The organism is Paralcaligenes ginsengisoli (genome assembly GCF_054781135.1).
Map to the genome: position 1 here is coordinate 1 of NZ_BAAGUZ010000008.1, position 15,991 is coordinate 15,991.

General features: G+C 60.1%; 14 protein-coding genes. 8 read left to right on the forward strand and 6 right to left on the reverse strand.

Annotated elements, in window-relative coordinates; all coding sequences use genetic code 11:
• Positions 1–224 precede the first annotated feature (224 nt).
• A complete protein-coding gene (locus ACYVIS_RS05360; RefSeq protein WP_232742041.1) occupies positions 225–536 on the reverse strand; it encodes a high-potential iron-sulfur protein in 312 nt (103 codons plus the stop codon).
• Between the two features lie 264 nt (positions 537–800).
• Between ACYVIS_RS05360 and ACYVIS_RS05365 the strand changes: the two genes are divergently transcribed.
• Entirely contained in the window at positions 801–2,270 is a 1,470-nt protein-coding gene (locus tag ACYVIS_RS05365) for a M20 family metallopeptidase (protein ID WP_232742040.1), read from the forward strand.
• A gap of 39 nt (positions 2,271–2,309) precedes the next feature.
• On the forward strand, positions 2,310–2,744 hold the full coding sequence (locus ACYVIS_RS05370) for a cupin domain-containing protein (protein ID WP_232742039.1): 435 nt from the start codon (positions 2,310–2,312) through the stop codon (positions 2,742–2,744).
• Between the two features lie 5 nt (positions 2,745–2,749).
• Here ACYVIS_RS05370 and ACYVIS_RS05375 read toward each other — a convergent pair whose 3' ends face one another.
• Together ACYVIS_RS05375 and ACYVIS_RS05380 are read right to left on the reverse strand one after the other, a co-directional pair.
• Entirely contained in the window at positions 2,750–3,721 is a 972-nt protein-coding gene (locus tag ACYVIS_RS05375; RefSeq protein ID WP_460873436.1) for a Bug family tripartite tricarboxylate transporter substrate binding protein, read from the reverse strand.
• 78 nt (positions 3,722–3,799) lie between these two features.
• Complete coding sequence (locus ACYVIS_RS05380) at positions 3,800–4,609, reverse strand: enoyl-CoA hydratase/isomerase family protein (protein ID WP_460873437.1); 810 nt, start codon at positions 4,607–4,609, stop codon at positions 3,800–3,802.
• A 331-nt stretch (positions 4,610–4,940) separates the two neighbouring features.
• On the opposite strand from ACYVIS_RS05380, the gene ACYVIS_RS05385 reads away from it, so the two are divergent.
• Positions 4,941–6,590, forward strand: coding sequence for an MFS transporter (locus ACYVIS_RS05385; protein WP_460873438.1), 1,650 nt, complete (start codon positions 4,941–4,943; stop codon positions 6,588–6,590).
• Between the two features lie 14 nt (positions 6,591–6,604).
• Positions 6,605–7,183 carry an AAA family ATPase gene (locus ACYVIS_RS05390; RefSeq protein ID WP_460873439.1) on the forward strand — a complete coding sequence of 193 codons (579 nt, stop codon included), beginning with the start codon at positions 6,605–6,607 and terminating at the stop codon, positions 7,181–7,183.
• Positions 7,184–7,392: 209 nt separating this feature from the next.
• On the opposite strand, the gene ssb is transcribed toward ACYVIS_RS05390, so the two are convergent.
• Together ssb and ACYVIS_RS05400 are read right to left on the reverse strand one after the other, a co-directional pair.
• Complete coding sequence (gene ssb, locus ACYVIS_RS05395) at positions 7,393–7,899, reverse strand: single-stranded DNA-binding protein (protein ID WP_460873440.1); 507 nt, start codon at positions 7,897–7,899, stop codon at positions 7,393–7,395.
• A gap of 171 nt (positions 7,900–8,070) precedes the next feature.
• Positions 8,071–8,976 (reverse strand): LysR family transcriptional regulator, encoded by a 906-nt coding sequence (locus tag ACYVIS_RS05400; protein WP_232742033.1) that lies wholly within the window; start codon positions 8,974–8,976, stop codon positions 8,071–8,073.
• A 138-nt stretch (positions 8,977–9,114) separates the two neighbouring features.
• Between ACYVIS_RS05400 and ACYVIS_RS05405 the strand changes: the two genes are divergently transcribed.
• From ACYVIS_RS05405 to catC, 3 genes are all read left to right on the forward strand, one after another.
• Positions 9,115–10,242 carry a muconate/chloromuconate family cycloisomerase gene (locus ACYVIS_RS05405; RefSeq protein ID WP_460873441.1) on the forward strand — a complete coding sequence of 376 codons (1,128 nt, stop codon included), beginning with the start codon at positions 9,115–9,117 and terminating at the stop codon, positions 10,240–10,242.
• Between the two features lie 81 nt (positions 10,243–10,323).
• A complete protein-coding gene (locus tag ACYVIS_RS05410) occupies positions 10,324–11,313 on the forward strand; it encodes a Bug family tripartite tricarboxylate transporter substrate binding protein (RefSeq protein ID WP_232742031.1) in 990 nt (329 codons plus the stop codon).
• A 20-nt stretch (positions 11,314–11,333) separates the two neighbouring features.
• Positions 11,334–11,609 (forward strand): muconolactone Delta-isomerase, encoded by a 276-nt coding sequence (gene catC, locus ACYVIS_RS05415; RefSeq protein WP_232742030.1) that lies wholly within the window; start codon positions 11,334–11,336, stop codon positions 11,607–11,609.
• Between the two features lie 180 nt (positions 11,610–11,789).
• Here catC and ACYVIS_RS05420 read toward each other — a convergent pair whose 3' ends face one another.
• Entirely contained in the window at positions 11,790–12,998 is a 1,209-nt protein-coding gene (locus ACYVIS_RS05420; protein ID WP_460873442.1) for an MFS transporter, read from the reverse strand.
• A 128-nt stretch (positions 12,999–13,126) separates the two neighbouring features.
• Between ACYVIS_RS05420 and uvrA the strand changes: the two genes are divergently transcribed.
• Complete coding sequence (gene uvrA, locus ACYVIS_RS05425; RefSeq protein ID WP_460873443.1) at positions 13,127–15,985, forward strand: excinuclease ABC subunit UvrA; 2,859 nt, start codon at positions 13,127–13,129, stop codon at positions 15,983–15,985.
• The last annotated feature ends 6 nt before the right edge of the window (positions 15,986–15,991 follow it).

A 15,991-nucleotide genomic window follows, 5' to 3' on the forward strand; every position in this document is an offset into this window, starting at 1 on the left:
GCCGCTCCCTTGCCTCCCGATCCAGGCGCCGGCCGCGGCGGACTCAAGCTCGCTCACCCCGCCTGGGCCGCCACCCCCGCTTGCATTAAGTTCTTTGGGCGATCATGACCAAAGCGAATGACTACAGCGACTATGAGGGGATTGTGTGGGCCGCTCGTGGGTCCGTGTAGGGGCGATGTGTCAACCGCGGGTGGCCACAAGGACCACCCTTACGGGTATTGCCGTCAGGCTTTCTTGGTGTAGGCGCTGCACCAGCCCTTTACAGAGACCTGCTTGCCGCCAAAGATCGGACAGGGGCCCCATTCATCACCGGCCTTGCCCTGGAAAAGCTGGCAATTGCCGCAATCCTCGCCGGCAGCGTACTTGGTCTGCTTGGCCTTGTCGACCAAACTTGCATCGTGCTTGTAGCCAAGCGCCTGCGCGGTGGGGTCGTTTTCATCGACCTTTGCCGCATCCGCAAACGCTTGGCCCGTCAATGCCAGCGACGAGGCGAGGCCTATGCCGGAGATTAAAAAAGTGCGTCGAGATGATTTCATATTGAGACTCCTTGATATCCCATCGCGTTCGTCAGGCGATGGGTGTTACGTGGTTTTAAATACAAATCCCGGAAGTTACCGGGAGCCCAAATGCCTTCAGGCCTGTCCTTTTTCCAGCGCCCTTATGCGGCGCAGGGCGCCAAGCCGGCTTCCCACCTTATTTATAGTAGGAGTCTGTCCACGGGAAAACAACCAGCCGTAAAGAAAAAACCCGCTCAATGGGCGTAGAATATTTTTCATTACGCTCCTTTCAAGGTCTCTCCCATGAATGCCCGTGTCCCCGGCAGCGCTTTGCCTCACTCACTGAATCCAGACTCATTGCAGGGCTTTGTCGACGAAAAATGGGACCAGGAGATTATCCCGGCCCTGACCGATTACATTGCCATCCCGGCAAAAAGCCCCGCTTTCGATGCCAACTGGGCCGAGAACGCCTACATCGAACGGGTGGTGCGCGACGCGGCGCAATGGATCGAGGCGCAAAAGGTTCGCGGCCTGACGCTGGAGGTCGTGCGTTTGCCGGGCCGCACTCCCATCATCTATTTCGATGTGCCGGCCACACGCCGCGATAACGGCGATACGGTGCTGTTGTACGGCCACCTCGACAAACAACCCGAATTCACGGGTTGGCGCTCCGGGCTGGGTCCGTGGACCCCCAAGTATGAAAACGGCAAGCTCTACGGCCGCGGCGGCGCCGACGACGGCTATGCAACCTACGCATCGCTGACGGCCATCCTGGCTCTGGACAAGCAAGGCATACCGCGGCCGCGCTGCGTGGGCCTGATCGAAACCTGCGAAGAATCCGGCAGCTACGATTTGCTGCCTTACGTCAATGCCTTGCGTGATCGGCTGGGCAACGTGGCGCTGGTGGTGTGCCTGGACTCCGGCGCGGGCAATTACGATCAGCTCTGGATGACGACCTCATTGCGCGGTCTGGTCGCCGGAACCCTGGAAGTACAGGTGCTCGACGAAGGTGTGCACTCCGGCGACTCGAGCGGCGTCGTGCCGTCGAGCTTTCGCATTTTGCGGCACTTGCTGGACCGCCTGGAAGACAGCGCCACGGGACGCTTGCTGCCGCAGAGCTTTCATTGCGAAATCCCCGCCGACCGCCTCGAACAGGTGCAGGCCACGGCACGCATCCTGGGCGATGAGGTTTGGCGCCGCTTCCCCTGGAGCTGCGGTGCGGACGGCGGATTCGTGCTGCCCATGACCACCGAGCCCCAGCAGGCCTTGTTGAACCGCACTTGGCGGCCAACGCTCTCCGTGACAGGTGCCGAAGGCCTGCCGCCCCTGACCAGCGCGGGCAATGTGCTGCGCCCCCGCAGCGCCTTCAAACTCTCCTTGCGCCTGCCGCCGCTGATCGATGCGGTCGCCGCCGTACAGGAACTGAAATCACTGCTGGAAGCCGACGCGCCCTACAACGCCAGGGTGCTGTTCAAACCCGACCAGGGAGCCGCCACAGGCTGGAATGCGCCGGAGTCGGCCGCCTGGCTGAGCGCAGCGCTTGACGCCGCCTCGCAGCAGTATTACGGCGCGCCTTGCGGCTACATCGGCCAGGGCGGCACCATCCCATTGATGAGCATGCTGCAGGCGGGTTTTCCGAAATCGCAGTTCATGGTGTGCGGGGTACTGGGGCCGCAATCCAATGCGCATGGCCCCAATGAATTCCTGCACGTGCCCTACGGTAAAAAACTTACGGCGGCTGTCGCGCAGACAATTGCCGCCTTGCCGCTGTAGCGGCGGCGCTCTTTTACACGATCATTCGATGAGGCAACCATGACACAGCCATTCGAGGCAATCAAACTTGGCCAGCTTGAAATCAAGTATCTGGTCGATGGGGCCGCCCAGGCGGGCATGGGCGTATTCGAGTTGACGGTCCCGGCGGGATCGAACGTCCCGCCGCCGCACAGCCATATGAACAACGATGAATGCGTTTACGTTCTGGAAGGGACCTTGCGTTATTCGGTCGATGACGTTACGCGCGATCTGCAGCCAGGCGACTGCATGTATTCACCCAGGGGGTCGGTGCATGGATTCAGCAATCCTCACCGCGACTGCGCCCGAGCCTTGATCGTGCAGACCCCCGACATCGGCCCCCAGTATTTCCGCGACGTCGCCAATGTCATCGGCGCCGGCGGTGCCCCAGACCGTGCGCAGCTCATGGCAGTCATGACGCGCTATGGCCTGGTTCCCGCCGCACCGCGGGCCTGATCAACTCATTGCGGCTGTATTCCCGCCGCACGAATGACCGTTCCCCATTTCTTCAGGTCTTTCTTGATTTCCTCATCCATCTGATGCGGCGAGGTCAATGCAATGGCATACCCCTGATCCCGCATTTTTTCCGCCATCCCCGGCAAGGTCACGGCACGCGCCAGGGCCTCATTCAGCTTGCGCACGATAGCGTCCGGTGTTTTTTTCGGCGCCATCAGCCCGTACCAGATCTGAACATCGTATCCCGGTACTGCCTCGCTGATCGAAGGCACATTCTTCAGGGCTTCCACGCGTTTGGGGTCGGCCACGGCAAGGCCCTGCAACTTCCCGGCAGCAATAAAGGGTTCCGCGGAGTTGATCGCAGCCGATACCAATGGGATGTGCCCGGCCAGCAAGTCCGACAGCGACTGGGCGGAACCCTTGTAAGGGATGTGGGTCATTTTGATTCCCGTCATATGCATAAGCAGTTCCACCGCCAGGTGCTGCGGCGTTCCTATGCCCGGCGTGCCATAACTGATTTTGCCCGGATGAGCTCGCGCGTAATCGATCATTCCGGCCAAGTTCTTAAATGGAGCCAATGAATTGGTAACCAGCACGATCGGAGAGTTTGCAATGATGCTCACGCCGCGCAGATCGTTCTCGATGTCGACAGCCATATGCTTGTAGATATACGGATTGATGGTCACGTTGTTGACGGCCAGCAATAAGGTATAGCCATCGGCGGGTGCGCGGGCCACCGCTTCGGTGGCGATGTTCCCGCCCGCACCCGGCTTGTTCTCCACCACAATGGGCTGGCCCAGTTCCTTCGCCATATAGGCTCCGGCAAGGCGGGCGATCATGTCCGTTCCGCCCCCGGCGCCATAGCCGACAATCAGTCGGATAGGATGAGTGGGATACTCTTGCGCCTGGCTGAACCGGACTGGGCCCAGCGTTGCAATTCCTGTGAAAATCACAGCACACCAGAAACCTCGCTTCATTGTGTTCTCCTGATTCAAATGACCGCCCGACCAACGCGCTTGTACGACGATTCCCAACCTATGCAATTCAAGGGTGATTCAACAGCCCTTGAATTGCGGCTTTCGTTTCTCCAAAAATGCTCGCACCCCTTCCACATGGTCGTGGCTCATCAGCGCGGTGGACTGAGCCCAGGCTTCGGCGTCCAGAAAACTTTCCAGCGACGGGGTGGATATTTGCTTGAACATTTTCTTGCCTACGCCATATGCATAGGTCGGGCCCGCGGCCAACTTTTCAGCCAGTGCCTTGGCTTCCTGTTCCAGCACCGCATCGGGCGAGACTCGAGCCACCAAACCAAGGCCGAGAGCCCCGCTTGCCGACAACTTCCGGCCCGAAAGCACCAGCTCTTTGGCTTTCAACACACCCAGGTTCTGCGCCAGGAAGTAAACCCCGCCGCCATCGGGCGCCAGGCCCACATTCTTGAAGACTTGCGAGAAATAGGCGGTATCCGATGCGTAGATCACATCGCAGGCCATGGCCAGGCTCCAGCCAATTCCGGCCACCGCGCCGCGAACAGCGACCACGACGGGCTTTTCCATGTTCGCCAACCCCAATATCATGCGATGGGCCCGCTTGATTCGATCACGCGCCGACGCGACGGTAAAGTTGCCCATCGTCGTAATGTCGCCGCTGGCGCAAAAAGCGGGCCCCGCCGCACAAAGCAGGACGGCTCGCACTGAATCGTCGCGCCCAAGCTGTTCAAACAATTCGCCAAGCCTGTCCTTCATGGGCTCGGACAGGGCGTTGAGCCGATCGGGCCTGTTCAGCCGCACCACAGCAAGCGGACCTTCCCGCAGGTATTCCACAAATTCTTCCGCGCCGCCGACAATTGCTCCGCTCTTCTGCGTCATTTGCCTACTCCCCATAATTCCGGCGGCTTTGCATTGCTTCAATACCCGCCCGTACCTCAGCCATTGAAAAACAAGCCCGGCAAAAACGAACTCGGCTTGAGCTTTGCCGCGGAGTATAGGTCTAATACAATTATTGGTCAAACAATTAAATTATTCGATATTTTATAAGTATCGATAAAGTCGAGTGGTGAGCGCAGTTCCACTGTTACAATAAATTCAATGTGAAAAATAGGCCCATGAGCATCCGGCGTAGCCGTTTCCAAACCAAGTGAGCCTGGCGGTCTGCGCCGACACAAGAGTCTGTTTTTGGGCTGGCATACGAATCTCGGGCATGCATACAGGAGACTTCAAGATTCCCCAAACAACATCACCCTTGGCCCCGTTTCGACACGCCAGCTTTCGCGCGCTATGGACCGCAACGCTGGCGTCCAACCTTGGCGGCCTGGTCCAGGCGGTCGGGGCCGGATGGCTAATGACAACGATCTCGGATTCGGACGATATGGTGGCCCTGGTGCAGGCGGCCACCACCTTGCCGATCATGATTTTCTCGCTCGCCGCCGGAGCGCTTGCCGACAATTTCGACCGCCGCAATATCATGCTGACGGCGCAAACCGCGATGATGCTGGTTTCAGCCGTGCTTGCGGTCTTTGCCATAGCCGGGCTGCTTACGCCGTGGTTGCTGCTGACCTTCACTTTCTTTATCGGCTGCGGCACGGCGCTGCATAATCCATCGTGGCAGGCCTCGATGGGCGATCTTGTTCCGCGAGAAGATCTTCCTGGGGCGGTAACGCTAAACAGCATGAGCTACAACCTCATGCGCAGCGTGGGCCCCGCCGTCGGGGGCCTTATCGTCGCGGTCGCCGGCGCGGCGTTTGCATTTGCCTTGAATGCGGTCAGCTACATTGCCCTTATCGTGGCGCTTGCGCGCTGGAAGCCACAACACTCGCCGCGCAGCCTGCCGCGCGAGGCGTTCGGAAGCGCCATCGCAGCAGGCCTGCGTTACATCGCCATGTCGCCCAACCTGGTGAAGGTGATGTTCCGCGGGTTTGTCTTCGGGCTTGCCGCGGTCTCGATCCTCGCGCTGTTGCCGCTGGTCGCACGCGACCTGGTAAAGGGCGGCGCCCTGACCTATGGTATCTTGCTGGGTTGTTTCGGTGCCGGCGCCATCGGCGGAGCATTGCTCAACGCGTGGGTGCGTGAACGCTGGAACAATGAGACGATCGTGCGCGCAAGCTTCCTGGGCTTTGCACTGAGCGCCGCACTGCTCGCATTCAGCGACAAAATGTGGCTGAGCTGTATCGCGCTATTGCCTGCCGGAGCGTGCTGGGTACTGGCCTTGTCGCTCTTTAACGTAACGGTACAGCTCTCCACGCCACGCTGGGTCGTCGGGCGCGCGCTCGCACTCTATCAGACCGCTACCTTTGGCGGCATGGCGGCAGGCAGCTGGCTCTGGGGCATGACGGCCGATGCCCAGGGAGTGGCCACGGCACTTATTGCCTCCGGCGTCGCGCTGGTCCTGGGAGCCATGATGGGGCTGCGCTTTGCCTTGCCGGAGTTCGGCACGCTGAATCTCGACCCCCTGAATCGCTTCAATGAACCGGAATTGCAATTGGACTTGAAGCCGCGCAGCGGCCCCATTCTTATCATGCTGGAGTACGAGATCGCGCAGGGCGATGTTCCCGCCTTCCTCATCGCAATGGCTCTTCGCCGCCGCATTCGCATCCGGGACGGAGCACGCCATTGGGCGCTTCTGCGCGACCTTGAAAACCCCCGCATCTGGACGGAAAGCTATCATGTGCCCACCTGGGTGGAATATGTGCGCCACCATCAGCGGCGCACACAGGCGGATGCCGAGGTTTTCGACAGGCTCCTGGCGCTCCACCGCGGCACGGAGCCGCCGCGCGTGCGCCGCATGATCGAGCGCCAGACCGTGCCGGTACGGGACGACACGCCGCTGAAGGAACATACCGAAATCCCCTGATCGCCAAATAGCCCATGCACCAGCCAACCGCTCTTTTCATCCTGGGCCACGCCGGAACCGGCAAATCGTTCCTGACCCAATATTTCGTTGCGCAGCAACGGGAAAAAGGCCGTGCCTGGGGCATCCTGGACAAAGACGTAGTCAGCGAAAGCTGGTCGGGCCGTTTGCTGGAAGCGCTCGGGCAAGCCCCCAACGACCGGGATAGCCCGCTGTTCAAGGAAAAAGTACGCGACCTGGAATACCTGAGCACGCTGCGTATTGCCAGGGACCAGCTTGTGCTGGGACTGGATGTGGTTTTCCCCGGACCATGGAGCCGGGAGTTGGCTTCATTGGCGTTGTTTTCAACGCAGGAGCTGGGGTTTCCTGCCCAGACGCGCCTTCGCCATGTCTGGCTGGAACTATCCTTGGCTGTGCGCAAAGAACGCCTTATTGCCCGGGCCGACCCGCGCGACCAATGGAAACTTGATCATTGGGAGGCTTATGTCGACGCGCTGAAACGACCTGCCTCGGTTCAAAATGGCAGTATCCCCATCATTGATGCGAACCTGCCTCTTGGCGAGCAAATCGGGATATTGGATGAGCTGGTTCGTTGAGGCGTATGGGTGGTGAGGCGGAGAACCACCCGCCCTCTGCCAACATCCCCGAAGCGACGGCCAGCTCGCGTCAAAGACACGCTGCGCTTCACCCCGCCTAATCCCGCTCAATACATAAATCTGCAGCGCCAGTACCAAAAAGCTCTGCCAGAACGATTATCTGGCAGAGGTTTTCATCACAAGCTGGAATCGATAATTTTCCGGGCGAACTAGAACGGAATATCATCGTCCATATCAGCCAGATTGGCCGGAGCGGCCTGCGGCGCGGCGGGGCGTGCGCCCTGGGCGGGACGCGGAGCGCGCTGTTGCTGCTGTTGTTGTTGCGGAGCCGAGCTGCTGAAGCCACCGCCACCACCGCCCGCCCCCATGCCTTCGCCTTCGCGGCCACCCAGCATTTGCATCTGGTCGGCGACGATGTCGGTGCTGAAGCGGTCGGCGCCGGTGTCCTTGTCTTGCCACTTGCGGGTTTTAAGGCGGCCTTCAACATAGACCGAGCGGCCCTTCTTGAGGTATTCGCCGGCGATTTCAGCCAGGCGGTTGTAAAACACGACCCGATGCCACTCGGTTTCTTCGCGCTTTTCCCCGGTGGCCTTGTCTTTCCACTGGGATGTGGTCGCAATGGATACATTGCAGATTGCCGCGCCGTCGGGGCTGTAGCGGACTTCGGGATCGCGTCCCAGATTGCCTACGAGTATGACTTTATTGACCGATGCCATGGCGATATCTACCGTAAAAATTTCACATAAAGCCTATTATCGACGATTTGCAGTCAAACGTGTAGCGAACGGGTATTCGCACGAAGATACTTTCATCCAGCCAAGGCCACAGAAGCCGCTTCCACCTTGCCATCAGGCCCGCATAGCCCTGTCGCCCGCCAGGAAAAGGCCCTAAGCCCGCCCCTGTCCGTAATAATCGATGGCGCTTTTCTTGGCCAGGCCTATGACTTCCTTCAGGAACGGCGAATCGTTTTTCTTCAACCAGCTCATCATGATGGGTGAGGTGAAATCGGGCGCATCCAGTGCCAGGTAATCGATATCGTCCCGGTGCAGGCGGTGCACCGAGCCGGGCACCAGGGTAATGCCCAATCCGGTCGCCACCAGGCCCACCGCCGTTTGCATTTCATTGGTTTCAATGGCGATTTTAAGCACATGGCCATGTTTCTCCAACAGGCCGACAACATGGTCGGCATAACTGGGCCTGGGCTTGGCGGGATACAGGATAAGGGGTTCGGACAAGATGTCCTCCAGCCGCACCCGGGCATGCCGCGACAACCTATGATTCCGGGGCACAACAACCATCAAGGGCTCGTCCACGAGAACCAGGCGCTCGATTTCCGGATCCTCCAGCAATATGCGCCCTACGCCTACGTCGATGTGCCCGGTCTTCAAGGCGTCGAACTGCTGTACGGTCGTCATCTCCGCCAGGCCGATTTCAAACTGATCGTCCAGCGCAATCACCTGCCGAACGAAGGCGGGGACAAAGCCGTACAAGGTCGAGGGCACAAAACCTATGCCGAACCACTTCTTGCGCTTTTCGGCAATCCGCCGGGTTGCCACCGCAATATCTTCCAGCCGCCGGGACACCTGGCTTACCTGATCCAGGAAAAACCTGCCGGCGTCCGTCAGCCGTATCGATCGCCCCAGGCGCTCGAACAGTTCCGCGCCCAGTTCCTGTTCCAGTTGACGGATCTGGCGGCTGAGCGGTGGCTGGGCCATATGCAGGCGCGCCGCCGCCTTGGTAAAGCTGAGCTCCTCGGCTACGCACTGGAAGTAGCGTATTTGTCTGAGTTCCATAACCCATACCTATAAAGTATTCATAGCAACTTATTTGATCTTGGACAAAACCCACCAAAGCCTTAAGAATACTAAGCTCCGGAAGATAGCTCAATGCTTCTTTAAATTCCATCGTCCATTTTCCACTACTTTAAAAGTATGAAACCAAGCACCACCCTGCTTTCCATCGAAGCGATCATTGTCGATCTGCCGACCATCCGGGCCCACAAACTGGCCATGGCCGTCATGAACCGCCAGACGCTGGTCATCGTCAGGATCAAGGCTTCGGACGATATTGAAGGCCTGGGGGAAGCCACCACGATAGGCGGCCTGAGCTACGGAGCGGAAAGCCCCGAGGGCATCAAGCTGTGCATCGACCAATACCTGGCGCCGGCCCTGATCGGCAAGGATGCGCAAAATATCCATGCCGCCATGCAAGGCCTGGAAACGATCGCTCAAGAAAATCGCTTCGCCAAATGCGCGATTGAAACGGCATTGCTCGATGCCCAAGGCAAGCGCCTGGGGGTACCGATATCGACCTTGCTGGGAGGTGCAGTGCGTGAGCGCCTGCCGGTGCTCTGGACCCTGGCCAGCGGCGATACCCAAACAGACATAGCCGAAGCGCAGAGCCTGCTGGCCTCACGCCGGCACGATACCTTCAAACTGAAGGTGGGACGCCGCGGCATCCGGGAAGACGTGGCGCATGTAACCACCATCAAACAAGCCTTGGGCGACGATGTCCGCATAACCGTGGACGTGAACCAGGCCTGGAGCGAAGCGGATGCCGCCAAAGCCATCTCGCAACTGGAGGCTGCCGGCATAGACCTGGTCGAGCAGCCCATCGCCCGCGACAACATCGATGGCCTGGCGCGGCTTGCAAGCCGCTTTATCGTACCCATCATGGCCGACGAGGCCATCCACACGCCGGCCGACGCCCTGGCCATTGCCAAGAGGGGCGCGGCCGATGTCCTGGCGTTGAAAATCGCCAAGGCAGGCGGGCTCTACAACACAATCAGGACCGCCGCCGTCGGCGACGCCGCCGGCATGGCTTTGTACGCGGGCACCATGCTCGAGGGCAGCATCGGCTCGATAGCCGCCGCCCACGTATTCAGTACCCTGCCGCGCCTGGGCTGGGGCTCCGAACTGTTCGGCCCCCTGCTGCTCAAGGACGATATTGTCGTCGAGCGGCCCGAGTACGCCGATTTTTCACTGAAGGTCCCCACTGGCCCCGGCCTGGGAATCGCACTGGATGAAGACAAGCTGATGCATTACAGGCGTAAAGGCTAGGAGCCAGGAGACCCGGCTTTTGATTCGCCCTTTCAGAAAGCTTGAAACCACACCACACGTATTTGATATCTGGAGATAAGCATGAAATTCAACAACGCCAAAAGAAAACTTCTGGTCCTGGCCGCCGCCGCGACACTGCCATGGGCCCTGGGCCTGCCGGCCCAGGCCGCCGACTACCCGACACGCACTATTACCTGGGTGGTGCCGTTCCCTCCCAGCGGCGCCATGGACGTGATTGCCCGCACGCTGGGCGAGCAAATGAGCAAGGAACTGGGCCAGGCGGTTGTCATCGAAAACCGCCCTGGCGCGGGCGGCAATATTGGCGCATCGCACGTTGCCCACTCGAAGCCCGACGGCTACACCATCATGATCGCGGCCAATGGCATGGCCGTAAATCCGTCTCTGTACAAGAGCCTGAACTACGATCCCATCAAGGATTTCGAGCCCGTCTCCTTGCTGGCGTATGTGCCCAACATACTGGTCACGCAGGCAAGCCGGAAAGACGTCAACACGGTTGCCGATGTACTGGCCCTGGCCAAGGCCAACCCGGACAAATACACATTCGCCTCGGCCGGGGTGGGAACCTCTATACATTTGGCTGGAGAATTGTTCAATAGCCTGGGGCACATCAAGATGATGCATGTCCCCTACAAAGGCAGCGGCCCCGCCATGACCGATTTGCTGGGCGGCCAAGTGGATTTCATGTTCGACAGCATCACCTCGGCCAAGCCGCACATCCAGTCGGGCAAACTCAAAGCCATAGCGGTCACCACCAGCAAACGGTCGGCCACCTTGCCGGATGTTCCCACCGTTGCGGAAAGCGGCCTGCCGGGCTACGATCTAACACCCTGGTTCGCTACATTCGTGCCGGCCGGCACGCCGCCCGACATCGTTGCCAGGCTGAACAAGTCCATGCTCGATGCCATGAAAACGCCCAAGGTCCAGGCTACATTCAGTACCATAGGCGCCGAGGCGGTAGGGAGCTCGCCGGCCGAATTGAAGACGTACCTGGCTTCCGAAGAAAGCAAATGGAGCCGAATCATCAAGGAAGCCGGCATCCAGGCCAACTAACCGCACCCAGGAGAAGCGCCATGCTGTTCAAAGTTCAAATGACGGTGAACATACCCTTCGACATGCCGGCCGATACGGCCAATGCCATCAAGCTCGAAGAAAAGCAGTACTCACAGGCCCTGCAAAAATCAGGCAAATGGCTGCACATCTGGCGCGTCGTCGGCAAATATGAAAACGTCAGCATCTTCGATGTACAAGACAACGACGAACTGCACCAGATCCTGAGCGGCCTGCCCTTGTTTCCCTATATGGAAATGGAAGTCACGGCGCTTTGCAGGCATCCCTCGTCGATATAAGGCCATGCCTGGGAAGGCATGTCATCGGCCGGGGAGCCTTCGATTAAGGCCTTTGTGTTATCCGCCCTGATGGCTGCTCTTCCGAACGGGCGCCGGCATATCGCAGGACGCGGGTAGGGGCGGCCATGGCGGCTGCCCTTCTGGTCAAGCCTGAAGCGCAATCAAAAATACCGGATCGGCTCAGCCATGCCCCTTGAAGCCGCGGGCAATCAGGAACCAGACAAAAGTCAGGGCGGAAGCCACCAGGAACACCTTGGAAGCGTCGCCGTACGAGGCCAGCAGGCCGCCCACCACCGCGCCCATGAATACGCCCAGGGCCTGGGCCGTATTGTAGAAACCCAGGGCCAGGCCCTTGAACTCGGGCGGAGCCACTCGCGACACCAGGGAAGGCTGCAGGGCTTCCAGAATATTGAAGGCAACAAAGAAACCCACAAACGTTGCCACCAGCGCCAGGAAAGCATGGCTGGCCAAGGGCATGAGCGCCAGCACCACGACCAGGCCCGCCACTGAAACCTCCAGTGCGACTTTATGCGCGTGGCGTGTTTCAGCGTAGAACACGGCCGGCACCATCAGCACGAACGAGAGCAGAATCACCGGCAGATAGACTTCCCACAAATGCGCCGAGTCGTAGCCGCCCAGGCGGGCCAGCAGGCCGGGCGCCACGATGAAAATCGACATCAGTACAAAATGCAGGCAGAACACCCCGAAGTTCAGGCGCAGCAGGTCGGCGTGAGCCAGGACGTCGCGCGGCTTGACCTGCACGATAGGGGCTTTGGCCAAGGGCACGACCGGCACGACAAAGGTGGCGATCAGCAGGCACACGAAGCCCAGCAGGCTGATGGCCCAAAACAGGCCCGACAGGCCAAACTCACCGACCAGCAAAGGCGACAGCACCAGCGATGCGGCAAAGGAAATGCCGATCGAACCGCCCACCATGGCCATGGCGCGAGTGCGAACTTCAGGCCGGGTTGCATCGGCCAGCCAGGCCGTGATGGCGGCGGAAATGGCGCCCAGGCCCTGAACCACACGGCCGGCAATAATCCAGTTGATATCGTTGGCCAGGGCGCAAATCACCCCGCCGGCGATGAACAGCAACAAGCCGAATACGATGACGGGGCGGCGACCGTAACGATCGGACGCCATGCCCAAGGGAATTTGCATCAGGGCCTGCGTCAGACCGTAGGCGCCCAGCGCCAGCCCGACCTTGGCGGCATCGTTGCCCCCGGGTATGGTGTGCGCCGCCACGGCAAAAACAGGGGTCAGCAAAAATAGTCCCAGCATGCGACAGGCAAACAACAGAGCCAGCATGGTGCTGGCGCGCCGTTCGGTGGGGGTCAGCTTTAGCCTGAGACGCTCGGATTTGCCCGGATGAGGGGTAGGGTGGGTCATGAAAACTCTTCTTTGAAAAACAGGGTCCTGCGCACTGCCTGAAGTGCCCGAACCCACGCGCCCTGCGCAAAGATCGGGACTGCGCGCTATAGTAGCAAGTTAGCCTTTGAAATACCTGAAAGAACCAGATGGACGCGATTCGCATCCGGGGCGCCCGTACGCACAACCTGAAAAACATCTCCATCGACCTGCCGCGGCGCAAGTTGGTAGTGGTAACAGGGCTATCCGGATCCGGAAAATCGTCGCTGGCGTTCGACACGCTATACGCCGAAGGGCAGCGCCGCTACGTGGAAAGCCTGTCGGCCTATGCCCGGCAATTCCTGCAGCTGATGGACAAGCCCGATGTAGACTTGATCGAAGGCCTGTCGCCGGCGATTTCGATCGAACAGAAGTCGGCGGGCCACAATCCGCGATCCACCGTAGGCACGATTACCGAAATCCACGATTATCTGCGCCTATTGTACGCGCGGGTCGGCACCCCTTATTGCCCCGATCACGGCCTGCCGCTGCAAGCTCAAAGCGTGAGCCAGATGGTCGACAAAGTCATGACCTGGGCCGCAGATACCCGTCTGGCTATCCTCGCCCCCCTGGCACGCTCGCGCAAAGGCAGTTTCGAAGATGAATGCGCCAGCTTGCAGGCGCAGGGCTTCGTGCGGCTGCGGGTGAACGGCGAGATGATCGAAATCGATCAACTCACTCCGCTTAAAAAAACCGAGAAGCACGATGTGGACGTCGTCATAGACCGGCTGCGCATCAGGCCCGAAAGCCAGCAACGCCTGGCCGAAAGCTTTGAAACAGCCTTGAATCTCGCGGAAGGCCGGGTGCTTGCCCTGAATATGGATACCGGCGAAGAACAGGCTTTTTCCAGCCGCTACGCGTGTCCGGTTTGCCATCACAGCCTGACCGAGCTGGAACCGCGCCTGTTCAGTTTCAATAATCCCGTGGGCGCCTGTCCCGCCTGCGACGGCCTGGGCCATGTTGATTTTTTCGACCCGAAGCGCGTCGTCGCCTTTCCCGAACTCAGCCTGGCAAGCGGCGCGGTGCATGGCTGGGATCGCCGCAACGCCTTTACCCATACACTGCTGACCAGCCTGGCCGCGCATTACGGCTTCGATATCGACACGCCTTTCGAGGAGCTCAGCGCCGAAGTGCGGCAATGTGTGCTGTACGGTTCGGGCTTGGAAGAAATTCCATTTTTGTACTTGAACGAAAAAGGCCGCTCGACCGTCAAGAAACATGCTTTCGAAGGCATTATTCCCAATCTTGAGCGGCGCTGGCGCGAAACCGACTCGAACGCCGTACGCGAAGACCTCGGCAAGCTGCGGCACACCAAAACCTGCCCCGACTGCGGCGGCTCGCGCCTGCGCACCGAAGCGCGCCATGTGCTGATTGGCCACGAAGTGGGTACGGCCGAACGGCGTGGCCGCGCCATTTTCGAAGTCGAAGCAATGCCCCTGTCGGCGTGCCTGGCCTGGTTCCAGGCGCTCGAGCTGACGGGCGCCAAAAAGGAAATCGCCGAGCGCATTGTGCGTGAAATCGAAGCCCGCCTGCAGTTCCTGAATAATGTCGGACTCAATTATCTGTCGCTGGACCGCAGCGCCGACACGATTTCGGGCGGCGAAGCGCAGCGCATACGCCTGGCCAGCCAGATCGGCTCGGGCCTGACCGGCGTCATGTATGTGCTGGACGAGCCCTCGATCGGGCTGCACCAACGCGACAATGACCGCCTGATCGAAACCCTGCAGCATTTGCGCGACCTGGGCAACAGCGTGATCGTGGTCGAACACGACGAAGACATGATACGTTCGGCCGATTTCGTGATCGACATGGGCCCCGGGGCCGGCGAACACGGCGGCCGGATCGTGGCGTCCGGCACGCCGCAAACCCTGACCGAAAATCCCGATTCCCTGACCGGCCAGTACCTGAGTGGCGCGCGGCGCATCGAAATACCGGTCCGGCGACCGGTCAACGACGGGCTCGACTGGCTGTATCTCAAAGGCTGTACCGGCAACAACCTCAAGGCGGTCGACCTGGCGCTCCCGGCCGGGCGCCTGGTATGCATTACAGGCGTTTCGGGCTCGGGCAAATCCACCCTGATCAACGACACCCTGGCCACCGCCGTCGCCCAGCAACTGCACCGGGCCCAGACCGAATCCGCGCCTTACGAGTCGCTGGACGGCCTGTCGCATTTCGACAAGATCATCAATGTCGATCAGAGTCCTATCGGGCGCACGCCGCGCAGCAATCCGGCCACCTATACCGGCATGTTCACGCCGATACGCGAGCTCTTTTCCAGTGTCCCGGAGTCGCGCACACGCGGCTACGACCCGGGGCGCTTTTCCTTCAACGTCAAGGGCGGACGCTGCGAAGCCTGCCAGGGCGATGGCGTCGTCAAAGTCGAAATGCATTTCCTGCCCGATATGTATGTGCCTTGCGATGTGTGCGGCGGCAAGCGCTACAACCGCGAAACCCTCGAGATCCGCTACCGCGGCCGCACCATCAGCGAAGTGCTGGACCTGACCGTCGAGCAGGCGCTGCCGTATTTCGAGGCCGTGCCCACGGTGGCGCGCAAGCTGAACACGCTCATGGATGTAGGCCTGTCGTACGTGCGCCTGGGGCAAAGCGCCACGACGCTGTCGGGCGGCGAGGCGCAGCGCGTCAAATTATCGCTCGAGCTGTCCAAGCGCAGCACCGGCCGCACCCTTTATATCCTGGACGAGCCCACCACCGGCCTGCATTTCCAGGATATTTCGCTGCTGCTGGAAGTACTGCGTCAACTGGTCGATGCCGGCAATACCGTAGTCATTATCGAGCACAATCTGGATGTCATAAAAACGGCAGACTGGGTGATCGACATGGGTCCGGAAGGCGGCGACGGGGGCGGGCGCATCGTCGCGCAAGGCACTCCTGAAACCATCGCCGCCACACCGGCCAGCCACACCGGGCGCTACCTGAAGCCACTGTTGGGCGCCCACCTGCCGGCCTGAACGGAC